At 61.2% G+C, this 20,967-nt stretch carries 16 protein-coding genes; 14 read left to right on the top strand and 2 right to left on the bottom strand.

Translation table 11 applies throughout. The features are described 5' to 3' along the window. The first annotated feature begins 11 nt into the window (after positions 1-11). The 9 genes from J9870_RS11465 to J9870_RS11425 all read left to right on the top strand — a co-directional run bounded on the left by J9870_RS11465 (position 12) and on the right by J9870_RS11425 (position 12,881). The gene (locus J9870_RS11465) at positions 12-1,364 is read left to right on the top strand and encodes an LLM class flavin-dependent oxidoreductase (RefSeq protein WP_210644097.1); all 1,353 of its coding nucleotides are present in this window, start codon (positions 12-14) and stop codon (positions 1,362-1,364) included. After that, positions 1,361-2,353: an ABC transporter substrate-binding protein gene (locus J9870_RS11460; protein WP_210644094.1), complete on the top strand. Its 993-nt coding sequence runs from the start codon at positions 1,361-1,363 to the stop codon at positions 2,351-2,353. The genes J9870_RS11465 and J9870_RS11460 overlap by 4 nt, the downstream gene beginning before the upstream one ends. A 58-nt stretch (positions 2,354-2,411) precedes the next feature. Further along, positions 2,412-3,599, top strand: a complete 1,188-nt coding sequence (locus tag J9870_RS11455; protein ID WP_210644092.1) for an acyl-CoA dehydrogenase family protein — start codon at positions 2,412-2,414, stop codon at positions 3,597-3,599. Continuing rightward, positions 3,596-4,555 carry a D-isomer specific 2-hydroxyacid dehydrogenase family protein gene (locus J9870_RS11450; RefSeq protein ID WP_210644090.1) on the top strand — a complete coding sequence of 320 codons (960 nt, stop codon included), beginning with the start codon at positions 3,596-3,598 and terminating at the stop codon, positions 4,553-4,555. Before J9870_RS11455 ends, J9870_RS11450 begins: the two co-directional genes overlap by 4 nt. A 457-nt stretch (positions 4,556-5,012) precedes the next feature. Next, the gene (locus J9870_RS11445; RefSeq protein ID WP_134924889.1) at positions 5,013-7,142 is read left to right on the top strand and encodes a TonB-dependent receptor; all 2,130 of its coding nucleotides are present in this window, start codon (positions 5,013-5,015) and stop codon (positions 7,140-7,142) included. Positions 7,143-7,176: 34 nt separating this feature from the next. Then, a complete protein-coding gene (locus tag J9870_RS11440; protein ID WP_163858023.1) occupies positions 7,177-8,751 on the top strand; it encodes an FAD-dependent oxidoreductase in 1,575 nt (524 codons plus the stop codon). A gap of 24 nt (positions 8,752-8,775) precedes the next feature. Next, positions 8,776-9,273, top strand: coding sequence for a RidA family protein (locus J9870_RS11435; protein WP_210644089.1), 498 nt, complete (start codon positions 8,776-8,778; stop codon positions 9,271-9,273). 36 nt (positions 9,274-9,309) lie between these two features. Beyond that, the gene (locus J9870_RS11430) at positions 9,310-11,793 is read left to right on the top strand and encodes a TonB-dependent receptor (protein ID WP_210644087.1); all 2,484 of its coding nucleotides are present in this window, start codon (positions 9,310-9,312) and stop codon (positions 11,791-11,793) included. Positions 11,794-11,903: 110 nt separating this feature from the next. Further along, positions 11,904-12,881: an aliphatic sulfonate ABC transporter substrate-binding protein gene (locus J9870_RS11425; protein WP_109753359.1), complete on the top strand. Its 978-nt coding sequence runs from the start codon at positions 11,904-11,906 to the stop codon at positions 12,879-12,881. A gap of 9 nt (positions 12,882-12,890) precedes the next feature. On the opposite strand, the gene J9870_RS11420 is transcribed toward J9870_RS11425, so the two are convergent. Next, the gene (locus J9870_RS11420) at positions 12,891-14,882 is read right to left on the bottom strand and encodes a sigma 54-interacting transcriptional regulator (RefSeq protein ID WP_210644085.1); all 1,992 of its coding nucleotides are present in this window, start codon (positions 14,880-14,882) and stop codon (positions 12,891-12,893) included. Between the two features lie 197 nt (positions 14,883-15,079). Here J9870_RS11420 and J9870_RS11415 point away from each other — a divergent pair, with 197 nt between their 5' ends. The 3 genes from J9870_RS11415 (at position 15,080) to J9870_RS11405 (ending at position 17,909) form a co-directional block, all read left to right on the top strand. After that, a complete protein-coding gene (locus J9870_RS11415; protein WP_210644083.1) occupies positions 15,080-16,102 on the top strand; it encodes a Gfo/Idh/MocA family oxidoreductase in 1,023 nt (340 codons plus the stop codon). Then, on the top strand, positions 16,099-16,890 hold the full coding sequence (locus tag J9870_RS11410; protein ID WP_210644081.1) for a TIM barrel protein: 792 nt from the start codon (positions 16,099-16,101) through the stop codon (positions 16,888-16,890). The genes J9870_RS11415 and J9870_RS11410 overlap by 4 nt, the downstream gene beginning before the upstream one ends. 92 nt (positions 16,891-16,982) lie before the next feature. Further along, positions 16,983-17,909, top strand: a complete 927-nt coding sequence (locus tag J9870_RS11405) for a sugar ABC transporter substrate-binding protein (RefSeq protein WP_210644079.1) — start codon at positions 16,983-16,985, stop codon at positions 17,907-17,909. Positions 17,910-18,001: 92 nt separating this feature from the next. Here the strand turns inward: J9870_RS11405 and J9870_RS11400 are convergent, their stop codons facing one another. Continuing rightward, a complete protein-coding gene (locus J9870_RS11400) occupies positions 18,002-18,793 on the bottom strand; it encodes a GntR family transcriptional regulator (protein ID WP_210644077.1) in 792 nt (263 codons plus the stop codon). Positions 18,794-19,044: 251 nt separating this feature from the next. On the opposite strand from J9870_RS11400, the gene J9870_RS11395 reads away from it, so the two are divergent. Together J9870_RS11395 and J9870_RS11390 are read left to right on the top strand one after the other, a co-directional pair. Next, positions 19,045-20,058, top strand: a complete 1,014-nt coding sequence (locus J9870_RS11395; protein ID WP_210644075.1) for an SIS domain-containing protein — start codon at positions 19,045-19,047, stop codon at positions 20,056-20,058. Positions 20,059-20,060: 2 nt separating this feature from the next. Then, the gene (locus J9870_RS11390; protein ID WP_210644073.1) at positions 20,061-20,915 is read left to right on the top strand and encodes a PfkB family carbohydrate kinase; all 855 of its coding nucleotides are present in this window, start codon (positions 20,061-20,063) and stop codon (positions 20,913-20,915) included. Positions 20,916-20,967: the final 52 nt, after the last annotated feature.

Below are 20,967 nucleotides of genomic sequence, written 5' to 3'. Positions count from 1 at the left end.
GGAGCAGAACCATGAGCAAACAACGCCCACTCAAACTCGGAGCAATGGTCCACGGCGTCGGCCACGGCTGGGGCGAATGGCGCCATCCGCAGGCACAACCCAACGCCAGTACCGACTTCGGTTTCTACAAGCAACAGACACTCCTGGCCGAAGGCGCCAAGTTCGATTTCGTGTTCATCGCCGACAGCCTGCACATCCATGAAAAATCCAGTCCGCACTACCTCAACCGCTTCGAGCCGCTGACCATCCTCTCGGCCCTGGCGGCGCTGACATCCAACATCGGCCTGGTGGCCACCGTCACCGTCAGCTACACGGAGCCCTACCAGGTGGCGCGCCAGTTCGCCTCGCTGGACCATATCAGCGGCGGGCGCGCCGGCTGGAACGTGGTGACGTCGTGGCTCAGCGGTACCGCGGATAATTTCGGCAAGAGCGAGCACCCGCCCCATGCCGTGCGCTACCGGATCGCCAAGGAACACGTGGCGGTGGTCAAGGGGCTGTGGGATTCCTGGGAAGACGACGCTTTCACCTACGACAAAAAAAACGGCGAGTTCTTCGCCCCCGGCAAGCTGCACGCGCTGGAGCACAAGGGCGAATTTTTCTCGGTGAAGGGCCCGCTCAACATCGCCCGCTCCCGGCAAGGTCAGCCGGTGATTTTCCAGGCCGGTACTTCCGAGGACGGGCGTAACTTCGCCGCCGAGAATTCCGATGCGATTTTCGTCGGTGCCGAAAATTTCGAAGAAGCGCGCGCCTATTACCAGGACCTCAAACGCCGCGCCAACAGCTTTGGTCGCGATGCGGCACAACTGTCGATCCTGCCCGGAATCCGTCCGATCGTGGGTCGCGATGAAGCCGAAGTCGAAGACCGCTACCAGCAAGCGGTGTCACTGGTGAGCATCGAAGACGCAATCGTCGCCCTCGGCCGCCCCTTCAATGACCATGATTTCAGCCAATACCCGTTGGACGCCCCGTTTCCCGACCTGGGCGACCTGGGTGCCAACAGCCAGAAAGGCGGCTCGGAGCGGATCAAACAGCTGGCCCGCGACGAAGGCCTGACCTTGCGCGAAGTCGCCCTGCGCTTCTCCCAGCCACGGCGCGATTTTGTCGGCACCCCCGAACAGGTGGCCGACGCCATTCAAGCCTGGTTCGAGAAGGGCGCAGCCGACGGCTTCATCATCAATTCCCTGCTGCCGGACGGCCTGCAATATTTCACTGAACTGGTCGTGCCGATCCTGCAGCAACGTGGTTTGTTTCGCAGCGAATACAGCGGCAATACCCTGCGGGACAACCTGGGCTTACCGGTGCCCACCAATCGCTATGCACCGACGGCCCGAGCGAATGATGCAACCCGCGAGGCCGTGGCATGAAACAGATCAATCGTCGCGACTTCCTCACGGCCAGTTCCTTCGCCCTGGGCGCGCTGGGGCTGTCCTCGCTGGGCTTCGCCCCGCGAGTTTTCGCGCAAGGCAAGAGCCTTGCGGACCTGACCCTGGAGGTCGCCACCTACCGTGGACAGGACTCTTACTTCGTCGAAGACGCCGGCACCGGCAACACACCCTACAAAGTCGCATATTCCGAGTTCGCCGGCGGCAACCTGATCGTCGAAGCGCTGGCCTCCGGTAGTCTGGATGTCGGTGGCATGAGCGAAATCCCGCCCATCTTTTCCATCCAGAGCCATCGCCAACCCCGCCTGATCGCCGTCTTGCAAAGTGACGTGAACAACCAGGTATTCCTCATCCCCAAGGATTCGCCTATCGAATCGATCGGACAGTTGCGCGGCAAGCGGGTCGGCTACGTGCGCTCGACCACCTCCCACTATTTCCTGATCAAGGCCCTGAAGGAACAAGGCCTGACCATGAACGACATCACCGCGGTGGCGCTCACGCCCCAGGACGGTTTCAGCGCATTCCAGAGTGGCCAGCTGGATGCCTGGGTGATCTATGGCGTGTTCATCCAACTGGCAAAGTTCCGCAGTGGCGCCCGGGTACTCAAGACCGCCTTGGGCTACCTGTCCGGCAACTACCTGATCGCCGCACGACCCGCAGCCCTGGAAGACCCGCTACGCAAGCAGGCGATCCAGGACTACATCCAGCGCCAGGCACGCACCTGGGAGTGGATCAACAATAATCCCGAGCCTTGGGCGACCAAGTCGGCGCAATTGCTGGGCGTCGACAAGGCAGTGTTCCTCGACATGTACAACAACCGTAGCCAGCCCACGAAAATCATTGAAGTGAACGACCAGGCCATCGCCTCGCAACAGGAAGTCGCCGATCTGTTCTTCGCTGCCGGCGTGTTGAACGAACGACTCGACGTGAGTCCGCTGTGGGACCGCAACTTCCGCCTGCTGCCGCTGTGAGCCCTCTCGCCACGGGAGTTATAGCTGGCTCTTACCTTTTTGATCGAGTGAACCCGCCATGAGTCTTTCTTCCCTACGTCCACCCTTGCTGCAATCGGTTGATGTCGCCGACTTCGACATATTGCTCGAACGCCTCAGCCAACAGTTGGCCGCGACCGCCCACGTCTATGACGAGAGCGGCGACTTCCCCCAGGACAACTTCAAGCTGCTGCACGAGCACGGCCTGCTGGCCCTGACGGTGCCGAAGGCGCTCGGCGGTGGCGGCGCCAGCCTGGTGCAGGCGCGCAAGGTCATCGCTGCGGTCGCCAAGGGCGAACCCTCCACGGCCTTGATCCTGGTGATGCAATATCTCCAGCACTCACGCCTGCAGGACAGCCGGACCTGGCCCGAAGCATTGCGCTTGCGCGTCGCCCAGGATGCCGTGCGCGACGGCGCGTTGATCAATGCCTTGCGCGTCGAGCCTGACCTGGGCACGCCGGCCCGTGGCGGTCTGCCGGCGACTGTCGCCAGGCGCACCTCGGAAGGCTGGCGAATCAGCGGCCGCAAGATCTACTCCACCGGCAGCCATGGCCTGACATGGTTCAACGTCTGGGCCCGCAGCACCGATGAAGACCCGCTGGTGGGCGCCTGGCTGGTCCACCGGGATACCCCAGGCATCAGCATCATCGAGGACTGGGACCACTTGGGTATGCGCGCCACCTGCAGCCACGAAGTGCTGTTCGACAACGTGCTGGTGCCGCTGGATCACGCGGTCAGCGTCAGCCCCTGGAGCGCGCCACAGCCCGAACTCGATAGCGACGGCTTCCTGTGGATGGCGGTGTTGCTCGCGGCGGTCTACGACGGCGTCGCGCAAGCCGCCCGTGACTGGTTCGTGGGCTGGCTGGAACAGCGCAAGCCGTCCAACCTCGGCGCCACGCTGTCGACCCTGCCGCGCTTCCAGGAAACCGTCGGGCACATCGACACATTGCTGTTCGCCAACCGCAGCCTGCTCGATGCTGCCGCCGAAGGGCGCACCCCCGCCCACCACGCCGCGCAATTGAAGTACCTGGTGACAGGCAACGCGATCCGTGCGGTCGAGCTCGCCATCGAAGCCTCCGGCAACCCGGGTCTGTCGCGGCACAATCCGCTGCAACGGCATTACCGCGACGTACTGTGCAGTCGCATCCACACCCCGCAAAACGATGCCGTGCTGCAGGGCGTCGGCAAAGCGGTGTTCGCTCAACGTCAGAAAAAGGACCTCCCATGAGCACCCTCGTGATCGCCAGCCAATTGGATGAAGACTTCAACCAGGTGATTCGCCAGCGCCTCGCGCTCACACATCCTGGCACCGAGGTCCTCGAGGTACCGGCCGGCGTCCCCAGTGACCTCCCGGCCACCGCCAGCGTGTTGCTGGCACGCCCCATCAATGTGCGCGGCTACCTGGCGCCGGACACGCCGCCTCCGGGTTGGCCTTACGGTTTGAAATGGATCCAGGTGGTGTCTTCGGGGATCGACTTCTACCCCAGGTGGCTGTTCGACGGCCCTGCGGTGAGTACGTCCAGGGGCAGTGCCGCCGAAAACATCGCCGAATTCGCCCTGGCGGCGATCTTCGCGGCAGCCAAGCGCCTGCCGGACATCTGGGTGCACGATGCGCAATGGAATTTCACCGCCCTGACGCCTCTCAAGGGCAGTACGTTGGGGATCCTGGGTTTTGGTGCGATTGGCCGTAGCCTGGCGACCAAGGCCCACGCCCTGGGCATCAATGTGCTGGCGCTGCGTCAGAGCCAGACTCCCTTCGAAATCGAGGGAGTCGAGGCCGCGCGGGATATCCATGAGCTGTTTTCCCGAGCCGATCACCTCGTGCTGGCCGCGCCACTGACCGAGGCAACACGACATATCGTCAACAGCACGGTGCTCGCCAGCGCCAAGCCGGGCCTGCACCTGATCAACATCGCCCGCGGCGGTTTGCTTGACCAGGAGGCGTTGCTTGCAGCCCTGGACAGCGGACTCATTGGCCTGGCATCTCTGGATGTCACCGAGCCCGAACCACTGCCCGACGGCCATCCGCTCTACACCCATCCCGGGGTACGTCTGTCACCCCACACTTCAGCGATCTCCAGCAATATCCGCTACGAAATCGCTGACAGCTTCCTGGCCAACCTCGAACGGTTCCTGGCCGGACTGGCGCCAGAGAACCTGGCGAATGTACAGCGCGGGTACTGACCCCGGGCAATCCTGGCGGGAGACGTACATCCCATGTGGGAGCGAGCCTGCTCGCGATAGCGGTCGTTCAGTTTGTATCAATGCTGAATGTGCCAACCCCATCGCGAGCAGGCTCGCTCCCACAGGATTTGAGTACATCCGCATCGGCGCAACATCAGAATTACGCATCTTAATAACAATATTGATGTCAATTTTTTATAATTAACTTATAACAAATCGGACTTTTACAGCGCCCTATTATACAAATATTGTTACAACCATCACCGACCCCTGACCAGGTGGAGGCTTTCGGAACTGCACGTTTTTCCGGCCGACACCACTCCACGGTCAATTGCCACACCCAAAACCTGAACCGGCCCAAGCCACCTCCGCCATGACTTTCAAGCCATGACTGCGGCAACGCTTTGCCCAAAAAAAATGAAACACCAACGCCACACCTACGCACCTGGGGCTCACCATGCACGACATCACCAAAAACCGTCTGACGCTGGCCGTATCGCTGACCTTGCTCGGGTTGTCAGCGCACGCCGAAGAAAACACCAAGGATGGTGCCCTCCCCGTTGTCACCGTCACAGCAGAACACCGCAGCGAGGACTTGCAAAAAGCCCCGCTGGCGATCTCCGCGTTCGACGAAAATGCCCTGGAGGACAAGCAGATCAAGAGCATCCGCGATCTCTCCGGGCAAGTGCCCAACCTGACCCTCAGCCGCCAGTCGATCTCCTACAGCGCGCAGACCTACGGGATTCGTGGTATCGGCGAAACCGACCCGATCCAGGAAGCCGCCGTGGCGGTCTACGCCGATGACCTGTACATCCCACGGGCGATTTCCTCGATGCTCGACTTCAACGACGTCGAACGCGTCGAGGTCTTGCGCGGCCCCCAGGGCACGCTTTACGGGCGCAACAGCAGCGCCGGCGCGATCCGCGTGATCACCCGCGACCCCACCCAGGAAACCCGAGGGTTCTTCGAACTCGGCGCCGGCAACTACAACGCCCAGAACGCTCGCCTGCTGATCAGTGGCCCACTGGTGGACAACACCTTGTTCGGCAGCTTCTCGGCGATTCGCCTGAGCCGCGACGGCACCGTGTCCAATCCCACCCGCGGCGAGGATGTGAACAATGTCGACCTGCAGTCCTACCGCGGCAAGCTGCGCTTCAATCCCATTGATTCGCCCTGGGACGTGCAACTGACCCTGGCCGGGACCTTCGACCGTGGCGATACCACCAGCTACACCCCATTCGATGCCGACGGTCACTTCGACAAGTTCAAGAGCTACAGCAGCCTCAATCCGAAAAACCGTCTCGACCAGGGCAGCTCGGTGCTGCGGGCGATCTACGCCATCGACGACCATCTGAACTTCAAATCGGTCACCGCCTATTCCGCGTTCAACCAACCGGTGGACTATGACAACTCGGGCCAGGCCGCCCTGATTCAGAACAGCCTGATCACCTACAAGCAGGACTACGCCACCCAAGAGTTCCAGCTCAACGGCGATTACGACGATTTCAGTTTCAGCACCGGCCTGTACCTGTATCGGGAAAAGTTCGATGCCGAGCGCGACAGCCTGACCTACTCGATTGCGCGCAACCGGGTGATCGGCCAGGGTCAATACAGCACGACCAATACCGAAAGCTATGCGTTGTATGGTCAGGGCAGTTACAAAGTCACGCAGCAACTGTCGCTGATCGCGGGGCTACGCTTCACTCGCGAACACAAGAACTTCGACTACACCAACTACGCCGTCACCACCGACCGCCAGATCACCGGCACCAACTTCACCGCCGATTCGAGCAAGTCCTGGCAGTCCACCAGCCCGAAACTCGGTTTCGAATACGCCTGGACGCCCCATCTCAACCAGTACGCCTATGTCGCCAAAGGCTTCAAGGCCGGCGGCTACGACAACCGCGCGCCAACCCAGGCTGCCGCCGAGCAGGCGTTCTCCCCTGAAGACGTGACCACTTGGGAAACCGGCTTCAAAGGCGACTTCTTCAACCGCCGCCTGCGCGCCAACCTTGCGCTGTTCTACAACGACTACAAGGACCTGCAGACCAACGCCTACGACCCGGCGCTGGGGGTCAGCCTGCGGACCAACGTCGGCCAGGCGCACACCTACGGCGTCGAACTGGAAACCCTCAGCGCGCTGACCAACGACCTGCAACTGACCTTCAATCTCGGCTACCTGCAAAGCCAGTACGACGATTTCGAAAACGCCAGCGGCGCCGGGGTCGATGCCAATGGCAAGCAACTGGTGTACTCGCCGCGCTGGAACACCAGTGTCGGTCTCAACTACACCATCCCGGCCGGATTGCCCGGCACCTGGCTGGCCGGCACCGATGCGCAGTTCCAGACCAAATCCTACGCCAACGCGTTAAACGACGACGTCCAGGAAATTCCCCAGCAGACCTTCTGGAACGCCAACACCCGCTATATCTCCGGCGACGGCCACTGGACCACCACGCTGTCAGTGAAAAACCTGCTCGACCGCGCATACCCGCAGGCAGTCGGCTACGTGCCCTCCAGTGGCGCCCGCTACTACTCGATCAACGATCCGCGAACCCTCTTGCTGACTGTGCGCTACGACCTCTGACCCCCTGATCGGCAACCATGCCAAGGAGCACTTCATGGCTTTCACTCGCAGGCAAATGATTTCCCGCATTGCCGCCGTCGGTGGTTATTCCGCCGCCCTCGGCGCCCTCGGTGCGCTAGGCCTGACACCTCAGGCCGTGGCCGCGAGTTTCACCCCGCTACAGCTGGGCAACAGTGGCAAGGGCAAACACGTGGTGGTGGTCGGTGCCGGCATTTCCGGCCTGGTCAGCGCCTACGAACTGCGCAAGGCCGGCTTCACCGTGACGATTCTCGAAGCCCGTGAACGGGTTGGCGGACGCAACTGGACCTTGCGGCGTGGCACCAAGGTCGATTTCGACGACGGCATCAGCCAGACCGTGGAATTCGATGACGGGCAGTTTTTCAACGCCGGCCCGGCGCGCATCCCCAGCCATCACCAGACGATCCTCGGCTACTGCCGCGAACTGGGCGTCGAACTGCAAGTGCTGGTCAACAGCAGCCGTAATGCGCTGGCCTTGCCGGACGCCCGACAGCCGGCGTTCCAGCTGCGCCAGGCAGTCAACGACACTCGAGGACAATTGTCCGAACTGCTGGCGCGCACCGTCAGCCGCAAGGCCCTGGACCAGGACCTGAGTGCCGACGACCGCCAGGCGCTGCTGAACTTCCTGAAGGTCTATGGCGACCTCAACACCGACTTCAAATACAAGGGGTCGGTGCGCTCGGGCTATACCCGCATCCCCGGTGCAGGCGATCAAACCGGCCTTACCCGCACACCGCTGGAATTGCAGACACTGCTCAACCCCAAGCTCTGGGGAGCATTGGTGTTCGATGAAATCCCCGAGTTTTCCTCGACCATGTTCCAGCCGGTCGGCGGCATGGATCGGATTCCTTTCGCGTTTTACGAGAAGCTCAAGGACGCGATTCGGTTCCATGCCGAAGTCAGCGACATCCAGACCGCAGAGCTTGGCAGCCGCATCACCTATCGGGATCGCCAGACCGGCAAGACTCAGACCCTGAGCGCCGACTACGCCATCGTCACCGTGCCCCTGCCACTGCTGGCCAGGCTGCCGAGCAACTTCAGCACGCCCTTCAAGCAAGCGATCCTCAGCGCGCAAAGCGACCAGGCGAACAAAGTGGCCTGGCAGTCGCCGCGATTCTGGGAGACCGACTTCAACATCTTCGGCGGGCTGTCTTACCTGGATCATGAGGTCAAGGGGCTGTGGTATCCCAGCGATCGCCTGAACAGTGATCAGGGCATCCTGGTCGCGGCCTACAACACCAGCGAAGCCGCCCAGTCCTTCGCCAGGAAGCCCCTCGCCGAACAGTTCGCCTCTTCCCGACAAGCCGTCGAACTGCTGCATCCCGGCCACAGCGCCAAACTGCAGAAACCGGTGGCTATCAACTGGTCCAAGGTGCCGTTCAGCAAAGGCCCGTGGATCGTCAACGATGAGGTCGGCGAACAGGCCTACCAGATCCTCAATCAACCCCAGGGCCGCACCTACCTGGCCAGCGATGCCCTCGCCCACGGCGGTGTCGGTATCTGGCAGAACACCGCCGCTGATTCAGCGCGGCGCATCGTCTCTCTGATCGGCCGCCATGCCGAGCGCCAGCAACCGGGCGTAGCCGCCTGATTCATTTCGATAAAGGACTGACCGATGAAAACCATGACCTTGCTCACAGGACTTCTCATGACTGCCACCGCCGTCACCAGCCACGCCGACGAGATCAAGCGTATCGCCCTGCCTAACTCCAATTTTCCAATCTCCCTGGCAGTGTCGGTGCCCGCACAAACTGACTTGCTGTTCGTCAGCGGCCTGCTCGCTGACCTGCACGACCCGAAAGCGCCGAAAGACTCTTTTGCCGCCTACGGCGATACCGCGATCCAGACCACCTCGATCCTCAACAAACTCAAGGGCGTACTGCAAAGCCAGGGCCTGGACCTGGGGGATGTGGTGCAACTGCGGGTGTTCCTGGTGGGCGATCCAGCCAAGGGCGGCAAGCTCGATTTCGCCGGGCTACAGGAAGGCTATACGCCGTTCTTCGGCAGCGTCGAACAGCCAAACAAACCCGCGCGCACCGCCGTCCAGGTGGTCGCCTTGCCGCTACCCGGTGGCCTGGTGGAAATCGAAGCCGTCGCCGCTCGCAAGAAGTGACACGGACCTCAGCCGACATTCAGGAGCTTCAAGCTTATGTTCAACTGCCAAACGCGCCGTGCCACGCCCTATCGTCCGTTACTGCTGCCGCTGTCGATTGCCTGCGGCCTCGCTTCATTCAACCTTGAGGCCGCCGAAAACGGCTCGCCGACCCTCGACACCGTGGTGGTCACCGGTAACCGTGGTGCCACCGAGCGCACGGTAACCACCAGCCCGACGCCCATCGATGTGGTGACGGGGGAACAATTGCGCGCCGTGGGCAAACCCAGCCTGCTGGAGGCGCTGAGTAAGTTCATCCCGTCCTTCAACCTGCCCGACCGCGCCGGCTGGGATGCCAGCGGCGTGGTGCGCTCGGCCACCCTGCGCGGGCTGACCGCGTCCCATGTGCTGGTGCTGGTCAACGGCAAGCGCCGACACACCAGCGCCACGTTGAACATCAACGGCATCAATAGCGGCGCAGCCCCCAGCGACCTCGACCTGATCCCGGTGGCGTCCATCGATCACATCGAGGTGTTGCGCGACGGCGCGGCGGCGCAGTACGGCTCGGACGCCATTTCCGGGGTGATCAATATCATCCTCAAGCAGACCACGGGAGGCAGCTCCGACACCACCCTCGGCCAGGGCTACGACGGTAAACGCGGGACTGCCCAGGAGGCGCTCAATTATGGTTTCCAGATCGGTGAAGCCGGGGTGCTCAATGTCTCATTCGACACCCGCTATCAAGAGCGTGACAACAAGGCCGGCAGCAACGGCTACACCTCCCATTACTACCCGCAGGCCGACGGCTCGCCCGACCCGCGTGAGGCCGATGCCAGCCATCACACGTACAAAGGCTACGGGCTGCCGCGCAGCCAACTGGCCGATGTCGGCTACAACCTCGATCTGCCGCTGAACGACGCCGTCACGCTCTACTCGTTCTCCACATTGGCGACCCGGGAGAACAACGACGGGCAGAATTTCCGCCTGCCCAATGGCCGTAACACGATTACCACCGGACCCAACGGCTACCCCGACGGCTACAGCCCCTATTGGCTGGTCAACGAAACCGACTTCCAATCGGCATTCGGCGCCAAGGGCGAGGACCTCGGCGGCTGGGCGTGGGACCTGAGCAGCACGTACGGGCGCAACTACGCCAAGCAACGCACCTACAACAACCAGAACCCGTCGCTGGGGGAAAACACGCCGAACAAGTTCACCTCCGGCATCTACATCGCCGATCAGTTGACCAGCAACCTCGACCTGAAAAACAGCTACGAAATCGGCCTGGCTAAACCCCTGGACGTGGCCTTCGGTTTCGAGCACCGACGTGAAAGCTACGAGACCCGCGCTGGCTCCGAGGCCTCCTACATCGATGGCGGCTATGTGTTCCCGGTCGGCCATCCACGGGCCGGCGAACGCCCCGATCCCGGAGCCCAGGTCACCAATGGCATTACCCCCGAAGACGCGCAGAAAGTCAGCCGCAACAGCGTTGCCAGCTACATCGACCTGGGCTTTTACCCCGTCGAGCAGTGGTACCTCGGCGTTGCCGCACGCTACGAGCATTACAACGAAGGCGTTGGCGGCACCCGCAGTGGCAAGCTCAGCACCCGCTACGAATTCAACCCGATGTTCTCGATACGCGGCACCATCAGTAACGGCTTTCGCGCACCGTCACTGGCCAATCAGATTTTCACCGCGCGCTCGACCGGGTTCGACACCATCAATGGGGTCTATCAGTCGTACAACTACGTGATTCTGCCGGTGGATTCGGCCGGCGCCCAGGCGCTCGGGGCTGAGTCGTTGAAACCCGAACGCTCGACCAACTTCAGCCTCGGTTTCGCCCTGACACCCAGCGAAGACCTGAGCCTGACCGTGGACGGCTACGTCATCAACCTGCGCGACCGCCTGGTGCTCAGCGAGCGTTTTCAGGGACCGGGCGTCGCCGCCCTGCTCGACAGCATTGGCGTGCCAGCCACCGCCGGCGCGCAGTACTTCACCAACGGCGCCAACACCCGCACGTCCGGGGTCGATGTGGTGGGTAATTATCGGCAGAACCTGGACCGTTATGGCTCAGTGAGATGGACCGCGGCGCTGAACTACAACCACACGAAAATCCTCAGCGTCAACGACACCCCTTCGCAGTTGAGCGCCCTGGGCGACTTCCAGTTGCTCGGCCGCCAGTCCCGAGCGCTGATTACCAAGACCTCCCCCAGCAGCAAGATGATTTTCTCTGCCGACTGGGCGATCAACGACTTCGACGTCAACCTGCGCCTGACCCGTTATGGCACCTACACCGAGGTCAACAGCTCGAGCGATCCAAGCCTGGATCGTAAGTATTCGGCCAAATGGATCACCGACCTCGACGTGGCTTATGCGATCAACAAACAACTGACCGTGGCCGTCGGCGCGCAGAACCTGTTCGACAAATACCCTGACCATATCGGTGTCAGCAACTCTTCGTTCGGCGATAACTGGGGCAGTTATTCGCCCTTCGGGTTCACCGGCGGTTACTACTACACCCGTCTGCAATACGCGTTTTGATCCCGGCAAAGCCGCCTAAGCTAATACTCAAAAAGTATTTATAAATTGATTTTTAGAACAATAAGCTTCGTCAAGCGTTTACCCATTCCTTAGCCAATATCGAGCACGCCATGTCAAAACTCATCAAGCATTCTGGGGCGTTATTGCGCCGCCCGGCCCTGGCAAGCCTGGTCGCGGTGCTGGTCTTGTCGACTCTCGCCCTGCCGGCCCAGGCACGAGAAACCCTGCGTATCGGCTATCAGAAATCATCGACCCTGATCACGCTGCTGAAAACCCAAGGCAAGCTGGACAAAGCCCTCGCCGAGGCGAATATCGACGTGAGCTGGCACGAGTTCCCCAGTGGCCTGCCACTGCTGGAGGCGTTGAATGTCGGCAATGTCGATGTCAGCGCCGATGTGGCCGATACCGTGCCGATCTTTGCCCAGGCCGCCCAGGCCAGGCTGACTTACTTTGCCCAAGAAGCCCCCTCACCTTCAGCCCAAGCCATCGTCGTGCGCCAGGATTCGCCGTTGCGGCAGTTGGCGGACTTGAAAGGCAAGAAAGTCGCCGTCACCAAGGCGGCCGGCGCCCATTATTTGCTGATCGCGGCCCTGGACAAGGCCGGCCTGAAGTTCTCCGATATACAACCGGCGTACCTGTCCCCCGCCGATGGCCGGGCGGCGTTCGAAAATCAGAAGGTTGACGCCTGGGTCACCTGGGAACCCTTCCTCAGCGGCGTGCAGCGTCAACTGCCAACGCGGACCCTGGCCGACGGCAGCGGCCTGGCCAGCTACAAGCGCTACTACCTGACCGGCACTGCTTACGCAAAAGCACATCCTGAGGTGCTCAAACTCGTTTACGAGCAACTGCAGGAAGCCGGGACCTGGGTCAAGAACCATCCTCGAGACGCGGCCCAGGTCCTGGGGCCGTTGTGGGGCAACCTCGACGTGGAGACAGTCGAGGCCGCCAACACCCATCGCAGTTATCAGGTACAGCCGGTGACAGCCGATCAGTTGAGCGAACAGCAGAAAATTGCCAACGCCTTTTTTGCCGCAGGTTTGCTACCCAACGCGGTAAATGCCCAGGATGTCGAAATCTGGAGGCCGTGAGGCCTCCTGCTAAGCACGGAACGCATCAATCTTGAGTCCAAACCGACTCATTTTGTTGTACAGCCCGCCACGCGACACATTCAACCGCTGAGCTGCCAGACGGATGTTTCCGCGGGTTTCGGTGAGGGCGGCGATGATTGCATTCATTTCATGGGTGCCGAGGTCGGGGGCCATCCGAGGCTCAGGGGTACTTCCCCACGTCGAGGGTCGCCCTCGTTGCCTGATCTCCAGCGCAAGATCGTTCGGTTGGATCAGTTCGCTCATCGCCAGGTTGGTCGCCCGCTCAATGACGTTTTCCAGCTCGCGAACGTTACCCGGCCAGTGATAAGCGCTAAGGATATCCAACGCCGCCGGGGAAAGGTCATGCATGGTCTTACGGAGCGACCGGGCACAACGTGCGAGAAAATGCCGCGCCAGCAATGGCACGTCCTCGCGACGCATCCGCAGGGGCGGCACCGTCAGGTTCAGCACGTTGAGTCGGTAGTAAAGATCCTCACGAAAGGCCCCCTCGGCCACCGCCTGACTCAGATTGCGGTGAGTGGCGGCGATGATACGAACGTTGACCCGCAGCGATTTCTTCGCCCCCACTCGTGTCACCTCGCCCTCCTGCAGGACACGCAGCAAGCTGACCTGTGCATCGAAAGACATATCACCGATTTCGTCGAGGAAGATCGTCCCGCCATCGGCCAATTCGAACTTGCCTGCCGAGCCACCGCGAGCCGATCCGGTGAAAGCGCCTTCGACATGACCGAACAGTTCGCTCTGTACCAGATCACGGGGAATGGCCCCGCAATTGACCGCTACAAAAGGACCACCACAACGGTCGCTGGCATTGTGGATGGCCTGGGCGAACAGTTCCTTGCCCGTGCCGCTCTCGCCGAGGATCAGCGTGGTCGAATCACTGCGACTGGCAATCCGGGCCAGGTGCATTGCATCCTGAATCGCCTGTGAGCGGCCCTGGATGGTTTCGAAGGTGTAGCTGGCCTGGGTGCCAATGATCCGCCGGGTGATTTCCCGGATGCGGCGGTTCTCGCGCAACGACACAATCCGCCCGCCCTGCTCCAGCGGGCAGACCGACACCAGGCACGCCAGATGGCTGCGGTCGTGCAGTTCAAAGGTGCAATCCAGGTCCCGCACGCCCTCCCCGCTGGCAAGCAGGACGGCCTCGGTCAATTCGCTCTGCCCCAGGCTCTTGAACGGCTTGCCGAGCAGGTCATGGCCCACGCGGAACAATTGTCGGGCGTAATGGTTGAGCGCCTTGATGCAGCCCTGTTCATCCAATACCACCAAGCCCTCGTTGAGCACCTCGAGGACTGTTTGCTGCTCTTGCAGCAAGGCTTGCAACGCCATCTGCCTTGAGACCGCCTCGGCCGCGGCCTGGACAGTGCCCAGCGTATGGAAATGAAACCAGCCTGGCTCCGCCGTCAGGGTCAACATACCCAGCGTCCGGCCCTGGGCATCGCGGATTGGCGCGGCGGTGCAATGCATGCGGCGTTGGCGCAGGCCAACCCCGAAGTTCTCCTCGGCCAGCACATAGACCAAACGGTCTTCGACAATCGCCAGCCCGGTGCAATTGGTGCCTTGTACCGACTCCAGCAGTCGACTGCCTATGGGTGTGAGATCCAGGCCACAGAAATGCAAAGTCGTGCCTTCGGCATCGGTCAGGTTGATATGGCCCCGGGGGTTATAGGCGAGCAATCCGCGCATGACTTGCGCCGCAGCGGCGATCAGCACCCGGTTGGCGGTCAGTGTCTCGGTCAGGTCGGCGGGAGCGACAAAACGGTATTCGCCATCTTCCGGATCGAGGCCGGCATTGACGCTGCGCAACCAGGACTGCCAAATCACCCGCCTGACTCCGACAGGGCGATCGATAGCCCCCTGCAAGCACGCTCGCCAAGCCTCATCCAGCACGGTGCTTGGCCCTTCGTTCAACGACGCAGGGCCGAGCGTGGTGAGGTAATCGCGGTCTTCTTCGCTCAATGCCGCCGGTTGCTCATTCATTATTATTCGACCACATGTTTATATTTTTGACATGTCAGTATAGACATGTAATTAAAATGAACACATGTTCGCGCCACGCGAAATAAAAACTTTTAAATATCAATTAGTTAAATATTGGCACAGCGCTTGCTCCCTACCTACCCAGACGAGGACATTCTTACCGCCGAGTCGTAAAAACAATAAAGGGAGTCATGTTTATGAGCACATCCAAGACCATTCGCCTTGGCCTCATCGGCGCCGGCCGCATGGGCAGTTTTCACGGCCTGACCGCCGCCCGGCACATCCCCGGTGCCTGCCTCGCCGCCATTGCCGACCCTACCCCCGGCCAAGCCGCGCGCCTGGCGGCAGAACTGGACGTGCAGAAGGTCTATACCGATCCACAGCAATTGCTTGATGACCCGGATATCGACGCCGTGCTGATTGCCGCCCCGGCACGCAGCCATGCCGAGCTGGTGATCAGTGCGGCCCGGGCCGGCAAAGGCGTGTTCTGTGAAAAACCGATGGCTATCACCCTGGACGAAGCTGACCGCGCCATCGCCGCCACTGCCGATGCACGGGTGACCCTCCAGGTCGGCTTCAACCGGCGCTTTGCCAGAAGCTTCCGCACGGCTCATCTGGACGTGGCTGCCGGCCGGGTCGGTACGCCACAACTGCTGCGCTCATTGACCCGCGACCCGGCGTTGAACAACCCGGCCGCGTCACCGCAATGGGTGATCTTCCTGGAAACTCTGATCCATGACTTCGATACCCTGCGCTACCTGAATCCGGGCGCCGAGGCGGTTGAGGTTTTTGTGATGGCCGATGCGCTCATCGCACCGGCCTACAAGGACAAAGGTTTTCTCGACACGGCGGTGGTCACGATCCGTTTCGACAATGGCGCCATCGCCACGGCCGAGGCTAATTTCCAGGCGGTCTATGGCTACGATGTCCGGGGCGAAGTGTTCGGCAGCGCGGGCATGCTGACCATGGGCAGCGTCAACGACTCTGACCTGCTGCGGTACCTGGCCAATGGGGTCCAGGCCGACACCCAGCGCATGGACACCGACTTACTGCGTGATGCCTATGTGGCCGAGCTCAACCACTTTGTCGGTTGCGTGCGCAGCGGCGAAAAACCTTTGGCCAGCGGTGAAGATGCCCGGGCGGCACTGGCCATCGCCCGCGCTTGCATCGAGTCCTTCCAACGGGGCACAACGGTGCGCGTGCAAGGAGCCCGTTCATGAGCTTCATACCGTTCAAGCTGGCAGTCAGCGCCGAGATGGTCTTTCTCGACCTGCCCTTTACCGAGCGGGTCAAACGCATCCACGCGCTGGGCTTCAGCGTCGAGATATGGAACTGGACGACCAAAGACATCCAGGCCCTCGTAGCGACTGGCGCGGATTTCACCTCCATGACCGGCTACATCTCGGGCAACCTGACCGATCCCGAAGGTATCCAGCAACTGCTCGACAGCGCCCAGGAATCCTTGGCCGTCGCCGCGCAATTGGGTTGCCCAAGCCTGAACCTGCATGGCACCGGCCTGGGGGATCAGGGCTTGCCGGTCAAGCCCGTTGCCCAGACCACCGGCCGCATGTGGTTGAGCGCCTGCAAGACGCTGGAAAAAATCGCTCGCCTGGGCGAAGACACGGGTCGGGTATTCCTGCTGGAAAACCTCAATACCGGAGTCGATCACCCAGGCACGCCGTTTGCCCGCGCTGAAGATACCCTGGCCCTGATCGAGGCCGTGGGCAGCCCGCACCTGAAGATGAACCTGGACCTCTATCATGCGCAGATCGGCGAAGGAAACCTGATCGAGCTGATCCAGCGCGCCGCCAGCGCCATCGGCGAAATTCAGGTCGCCGACGTCCCTGGCCGCATGGAACCCGGCACCGGTGAAATCCACTATCGCGCCATTGCCAGGGCTTTGTTCGGCATGGGATACAGCGGTGTCGTCGGCCTCGAAGGCTGGGCCAGCGGTGACAGCGAAGTCGCCCTCGAGCGTTTCAAGCAGGCCTTCACGCTTGATGGATGACGTCAGCGGTTGCACGGATATCACTCGGAACGCGATGCACATTTTTACCTATTGATGACGTTTCAACTCATAACAACAAAAGGAAAACCATCATGCGTCGTTGCACACTGCTTTTCGCCACCCTGCTGTTGCTTTTCAGCCAATGGGCCGCCGCCGACTATCGCATCGGCGTCAGCATCGCCAGGGTCGACGACAACTTCATGACCTACGTGCGTAACGGCCTGGACGAGGCCGCGAAAAAGGAAAACGTGCAGATCCAGTTCGAGGACGCCCAGGGCGATGTGGTGCGCCAACTCAACCAGGTCCAGGGCTTTATCAACCAGAAAGTGGATGCGGTCATTGTCCTGCCGGTGGACACCTCCGCCACGGCCAATATCACCCGCGCGGCGGTCGAAGCGAAGACGCCGCTGGTCTACGTCAACCGTCACCCGGATGAGCGTACCTTGCCCAAAGGCGTCGTCACGGTAGCGTCCAATGACATTGAGGCCGGACAGCTGCAAATGCGCTACCTGGCCGAAAAGCTCGGAGGCAAGGGCAACCTCGCGATTATCATGGGCGACCTGGCGCAAAACGCCACCCACGACCGCACCGAAGGCGTCAAACAGGTACTCAAGGATTATCCAGGGATCAAGATTGTCGAGCAGCAAAGTGCCGAGTGGCAGCGCAACAAAGGGATGGACCTGACCAGCAACTGGCTACTGGCAGGTAGCCGTTTCGATGCCATCGTCGCCAACAACGACGAGATGGCCATCGGTGCGGCCATGGCCTTGCAGCAGGCTGGCAAAGCCAAGGGCGAGATCGCGATCGTCGGCATCGACGGCTTGCCTGACGGCCTGGCGGCAATCAAGCGCGGGATGCTGGTCGCCTCGGTATTCCAGGATCCCAAGGCCCAGGCGAGCAGCGCAGTACAAGCTGCCCTCAAGATGATCAAGGGAGAGCCGGTAGAAACGGACGTCTGGGTGCCCTTTCAGTTGATCAAGCCTGAGCAGTTGGCGGTGTTCGAACAACATTACAAGTAGCGCCAAGCTCAACATTTCGCCGCGATCCTGATCAGGGGTCAGCGGCGATTCGCTACACAAACAAGCGAACAGATCGACCGTCCGGCCTTGAGCTAAAGATCCGTATGGAAACTATTGACCCGACTGTCCGCCAGTTTGAATACCACGCGCTGGGGATGGTTGATCGAGACCAGGTATTCCACCGGCTGCCCTTGACGGTCGAAGATCACACCCCGGTAGACCAGCGCGGCCGTCCCGGGCTCGACATCGAGCAAGCGCGCTTCCTGGTCGTTCATCGTGGCGATGCTCAGCGTGCCCTCGTCGCTTTCCATTTCGATCTGGTAGCGCGATAACAACAACGCATACAACGAAGCCCCCTCGACCAGGTCCCCCGCCACCAGTTCCGGAGCACGGGCGGCCGGGATGTAGCTGGTCTCGATGCAGAATGGCTTTTGATCCACAGTGCGCAGGCGCCTGATGGTCAGCAGCGTGTCGCCTTCCTGGATCTTCAGCAGTTTCGCCACGCGGGCACTGGCCTGGGTTTGTTCGAAGTAGAGCAATTTACTGCCAGGCCGGGCCCCTGATTGCTCCACCACTTCGGCGATGCCTTTGCGGGCCACGGTATTGAGGGGCCGCTCGACGCCTGGCGCGGTCACAAAGGTGCCACGGTTGCCCCGGCGCTCCAGGACCCCACGGTCGATCAACGTTTGCAGGGCCTTTCGCAGCGTCATCCGGCTGATGCCCAAGTGCTCGGCCAGGTCCCGTTCCGCCGGAATCCGCTCAGTCGGCCCGAACTCCGGACGCTCCAGCATTTCCAGCAACGCCTGGACGGCCTGCCAGGCTACCTGCTTGCGTTCAGGCGCCAGGAGCGCCACATCGGAGGACTTGGAAGGAAGAACTTTCATGGTCTACATCCTGGATTATTTTTTCTGCCGCCGTATTGCAACAATGACCATCGGAAAACCGTCGCAAACCCGCCAGCTTGGTAATGAGAGCAAAAAAACGGCCCCGTGCATACCTTGAAAGCCGCTAAGGCAGCTCATTAGACCATGGAGAAAAAGCCTTGTATTGGTATTTTTCATGGTATAGCTTTTGGTCTAAATGGTGATCATGAACAGTCACATGAGCCACCGCAACAAAGCCCCCAGGAGCTCACATGGCGATCCAGTTCAATCGGGAAGCATTCATCACTTCCTTGCAGCAATCCGTGCAAATCGTCGACGACGCCCAGCAGTTTGGCCAAGAGCTGGCCACGCGGATCGACCGCATCTACTTCGTCAGTTGCGGCGCCCCCAACCGCATCATGCTCGGCTTGCAATACTGGCTTGAGCGCTACAGCCATACACTGGAAGTGCGCCGTTACTTCCCGGCCGAGTTCATGGATATCGACCCGCCGCGTCTGGATGAACGCACCTTGGTGGTCCTCGTCTCCAAGTCCGGGACCACCCAGGAGACCATCGCCGCCGCACATTTCCTGCGAGACAAACCCTGCCTCACCGTAGGCGTGACACAAACCGCCGAGCTGCCGCTGGCCCAGGCTGTTCAACATTGCTTCCTGCTGGGACGTACCGATGAGGCGTACTTCGGCTGCTTCATGATCCTGCAGGCATTGGTCGGCGGGATCCTGGCCAAGCGCGAAGGCTGGCCCTTGCTGGACAAGCTCACTCGTTCGCTCAAGGCACTGCCACAGGCCCTCGCCGATGCGGCGGTCAATAACGACCGGCGCGCCATCGAAGAGGCACGCTTGTATAAAGATGATCGCGTGATGTACTTCCTCGCCTCGGGTCCGATGTTCACCACCGCTTATGTATTCGGCGTCTGCGTGGTGATGGAAAGCCAGTGGCTGCATTGCCTGCCAGTGGAGGCCGCTGAATTTTTCCATGGCCCGTTCGAAGCCATCGACGCGACCACTCCCCTGCTCCTGCTGTTAGGCGAAGACCCCAGTCGCGCGCAAATGGAGCGCGTCGTACGCTTCTGCCAGCGGTACACCGGACGGGTCATGGTCTATGACGCCAAGGACTTCGCGATGGAAGGCATCGACCCAGAGATCCGCGCCATTGTCGCGCCCTACATCGTCGGCATCGCCGTGGAGCGCATTGCCGCGCATCTCGCCGTCTGGCACCAGCAGCCGCTGACAACGCGTCGCTACATGTGGAAAACGGAGTACTGAGCATGGCCAGCCTGATCGCGGTCGGCGACAACACCCTGGATGTGTACCTGGACCGGAACATCGAATACCCCGGTGGCAACGCACTCAACGTCTCGGTATTTGCCGCCCGGCTGGGTGCTCGCAGTGCCTACCTGGGCTGCGTTGGTGATGACCGGTACGGCCAGTACCTGCTCGATTGCCTGCAACAGGAAGGCGTCGATGCATCGCGCTGCAGAACGCTGATGGGTGCCAACGGCTGGGCGTGTGTCGACAGTATCGCGGGCGAACGGGTGTTTCTTGGCAGCGATCCGGGCGTATGCCGGCAACTGCGACTCGATGCTGATGACCTGGCCTATGTCGCGAAATTCCCGCTGGCACACAGCAGCCTCTATAGCGGTCTTGAGAGCCAACTGGCGCAGATTCGCCAGGCCAGTGGCTGCCTGTCATTCGACTTCTCGGACAACTGGGTCGAATTCGATTGGCAGGCGCTGATCCAGCAAGTGGACATCGCTTTTTTTTCGTCGCCCGACCTGTCGTCAAGCGAAGCGCGTGAACTGGCGGACTCGATGCGAGCGATGGGCCCAGCAACGGTGGTCATCACTCGCGGCGCCCAAGGCGCCCTCGCAGTCGACGCACAGGGTGTGTATGAGCAGGCCGCGAGGCCCTGCGCGTTCGTCGACAGCATGGGCGCCGGCGACGGCTTTATCGCCGCGTTCCTGCTGGCATGGCAAGCGCGGCACAGCCTCGCCGAGTGCCTTGCACGAGGCGTCGATCATGCCGGCCAGGTGTGCGGCTGGGACGGTGGCTTTGGCCATGGACGAGCCGTAGACATCCAACGCGCCGAACAACTGAAACACGCCTTGAACAATCAAGACTGATGCGTGCTGCCCCGGGCCCCTTTCCGGGACGGTTCTACCAACCTATCGTGGA

The sequence above is a fragment of the Pseudomonas sp. Tri1 genome, assembly GCF_017968885.1.
GTDB lineage: Bacteria > Pseudomonadota > Gammaproteobacteria > Pseudomonadales > Pseudomonadaceae > Aquipseudomonas.
Note: the sequence above shows the minus strand (reverse complement) of the source record. Positions and strands in the feature narration are given on the sequence as shown.

What these genes read in the sequence shown, in the direction of transcription:
- J9870_RS11430 (WP_210644087.1), top strand. Translation starts at nt 9,310, where the DNA reads ATGTTCAACTGCCAAACGCGCCGTGCCACGCCCTATCGTCCGTTACTG.
- J9870_RS11410 (WP_210644081.1), top strand. Translation starts at nt 16,099, where the DNA reads ATGAGCTTCATACCGTTCAAGCTGGCAGTCAGCGCCGAGATGGTCTTT.
- J9870_RS11440 (WP_163858023.1), top strand. Translation starts at nt 7,177, where the DNA reads ATGGCTTTCACTCGCAGGCAAATGATTTCCCGCATTGCCGCCGTCGGT.
- J9870_RS11420 (WP_210644085.1), bottom strand. Translation starts at nt 14,882, where the DNA reads ATGAATGAGCAACCGGCGGCATTGAGCGAAGAAGACCGCGATTACCTC.
- J9870_RS11405 (WP_210644079.1), top strand. Translation starts at nt 16,983, where the DNA reads ATGCGTCGTTGCACACTGCTTTTCGCCACCCTGCTGTTGCTTTTCAGC.
- J9870_RS11450 (WP_210644090.1), top strand. Translation starts at nt 3,596, where the DNA reads ATGAGCACCCTCGTGATCGCCAGCCAATTGGATGAAGACTTCAACCAG.
- J9870_RS11415 (WP_210644083.1), top strand. Translation starts at nt 15,080, where the DNA reads ATGAGCACATCCAAGACCATTCGCCTTGGCCTCATCGGCGCCGGCCGC.
- J9870_RS11460 (WP_210644094.1), top strand. Translation starts at nt 1,361, where the DNA reads ATGAAACAGATCAATCGTCGCGACTTCCTCACGGCCAGTTCCTTCGCC.
- J9870_RS11390 (WP_210644073.1), top strand. Translation starts at nt 20,061, where the DNA reads ATGGCCAGCCTGATCGCGGTCGGCGACAACACCCTGGATGTGTACCTG.
- J9870_RS11455 (WP_210644092.1), top strand. Translation starts at nt 2,412, where the DNA reads ATGAGTCTTTCTTCCCTACGTCCACCCTTGCTGCAATCGGTTGATGTC.
- J9870_RS11445 (WP_134924889.1), top strand. Translation starts at nt 5,013, where the DNA reads ATGCACGACATCACCAAAAACCGTCTGACGCTGGCCGTATCGCTGACC.
- J9870_RS11435 (WP_210644089.1), top strand. Translation starts at nt 8,776, where the DNA reads ATGAAAACCATGACCTTGCTCACAGGACTTCTCATGACTGCCACCGCC.
- J9870_RS11395 (WP_210644075.1), top strand. Translation starts at nt 19,045, where the DNA reads ATGGCGATCCAGTTCAATCGGGAAGCATTCATCACTTCCTTGCAGCAA.
- J9870_RS11465 (WP_210644097.1), top strand. Translation starts at nt 12, where the DNA reads ATGAGCAAACAACGCCCACTCAAACTCGGAGCAATGGTCCACGGCGTC.
- J9870_RS11425 (WP_109753359.1), top strand. Translation starts at nt 11,904, where the DNA reads ATGTCAAAACTCATCAAGCATTCTGGGGCGTTATTGCGCCGCCCGGCC.
- J9870_RS11400 (WP_210644077.1), bottom strand. Translation starts at nt 18,793, where the DNA reads ATGAAAGTTCTTCCTTCCAAGTCCTCCGATGTGGCGCTCCTGGCGCCT.